Annotated in this window: 1 protein-coding gene; it reads left to right on the top strand. The window is 49.6% G+C overall.

Features of this window, described 5'->3' with window-relative positions:
- The first annotated feature begins 288 nt into the window (after window positions 1-288).
- Window positions 289-1695 carry an ATP-binding protein gene (locus SV253_08790; protein MDY6776148.1) on the top strand — a complete coding sequence of 469 codons (1407 nt, stop codon included), beginning with the start codon at window positions 289-291 and terminating at the stop codon, window positions 1693-1695.
- Window positions 1696-1711 lie beyond the last annotated feature (16 nt).

Genomic DNA, 1711 nt, shown 5'->3' with positions numbered 1-1711 from the left:
ATGAAAGAGCGGGGTATAGATCATGTGCTGAGTTTCGACAGTGATTTCGACGGCATCGTGGATAGAATTGATCCTAGCCGATTAGAACGTAGCTAACCAACATTTTTCGAATATTATCTAGGGATGTTGGTTAGCAATCTTAGATGATGTCTACGAGAATCTCAGCAGAGAGACAGTAGAAGTATTAGAACTCAATTTCTTATAAATCAATTTCTAATAGCTCAAATACTCAGAAACTGAGTTAGAGAAAAACGAAGTATTATCCGGAGTTAGTATCTATTAGAGAGCATGGGAGAGTTCGTCGACAGAAAAGAGGAGCTATCTCGTCTCGAGTCCCTCTACGAAAGTGAAGATCCTGAGTTAGCCGTCGTCTACGGACGCAGACAGATCGGTAAGACTGAGCTAGTTCTAAAGTCTATCCAAGACAGAGACGACGCCGTCTACAGCCAAGCGGTTCAAGCGACCTCGACGGTTCAACTCAACCGTTTTATCGAGGACGCCGAGGCCGTATACCCAGGTATAACCGATATCCGACGTGACTGGGAGACTCTTCTCGCTTATCTGCTTGAGAGAGACGCTGTCGTGGTTCTAGATGAGTTTACCTACTTAGTCGAGGAGGATGATAGCCTACCCTCTGTGATACAGCATCTGTGGGATCACCGCATATCGAGGAGTAATAGTAGCGGTACGTTGGTACTCACGGGATCGTCGATAGGCATGATGCATGATGAGGTGTTTGGAGGTAATGCTCCTCTCTACGGACGGATCTCACAGACTCCAAACGGCAGAATGGAGCTAACCCAGCTGTCTTTCAGCGATGCTATGGAGTTTTTCGGTGAGTACTCTCCTGAGGAGAAGGTATTCGCTTATGGTGTCTTCGGCGGTACGCCACGTTATCTTCTTCCCATCGATGACTCGGAGAGTCTTGAGGAGAATATAACACGTACTCTTCTCGACCCCGAAGGCTCTCTCCACGATGAGCCCGAAGTAGTTCTGCAGATGGAGCTTGACAGAGTCAGCAGGTTCTTTTCGCTTCTCGAGTCGATGGCGAGTGGCAACAGAGAACGCAACAGTATAGCACAGGGGGCGGGGATACAGAGCAGAGACACGAGCTACTACTTCGATCGGTTAGAGACTCTCAACATAATAGAGAAGGATTATCCCGTCACCGTAGACCCGGAGAGAAGCAAGAAGACGAGATACAGGATACGTGATCCTCTGTTTCGTTTCTGGTTTCGGTACATCTACGGACGGTCTGGACGGTACGAGCTCCACGGAGAAGACGCTTACTCGGATCTGATCGAACCCGAGCTGCCGGGATTTGTGAGTGACACCTTTGAGAGACTGTGTCAGGAGGCTCTACCATCGCTGTATCCCGACTACGGTTTTACTCGTGTCCCGGGCAACTGGTGGCACAGAGAGCGGGAGATAGACGTCGTCGCGCCTACGGACAGTTCGACTCTGGTTGTCGGAGAAGCCAAGTTCACGAACAGTCCCGTGGGATACGATGTTCTCTCTGATCTAGAGGACGACGCTCCTTACATCGACTGGACTCCGAGCGACAGTGGTGAACCCGACCTCGAGTATGTGCTGTTCAGCCGGAGTGGTTTCAAACTATCTGTAGAGGAGGCAGCGGAGGAGCGTGAAGATCTACGTCTCGTGGATCTCGAAGAAGTCGTTGAAGCAGTAGGATAGAAAACTCAGTGTCTTA

The sequence above is a fragment of the Candidatus Afararchaeum irisae genome, assembly GCA_034190545.1.
Lineage (GTDB): Archaea > Halobacteriota > Halobacteria > Halobacteriales > Afararchaeaceae > Afararchaeum > Afararchaeum irisae.
Note: the sequence above shows the minus strand (reverse complement) of the source record. Positions and strands in the feature narration are given on the sequence as shown.

Bases quoted from the DNA above. Each gene is read 5' to 3' on its own strand.
- SV253_08790 (MDY6776148.1), top strand. From the start codon at position 289: ATGGGAGAGTTCGTCGACAGAAAAGAGGAGCTATCTCGTCTCGAGTCC.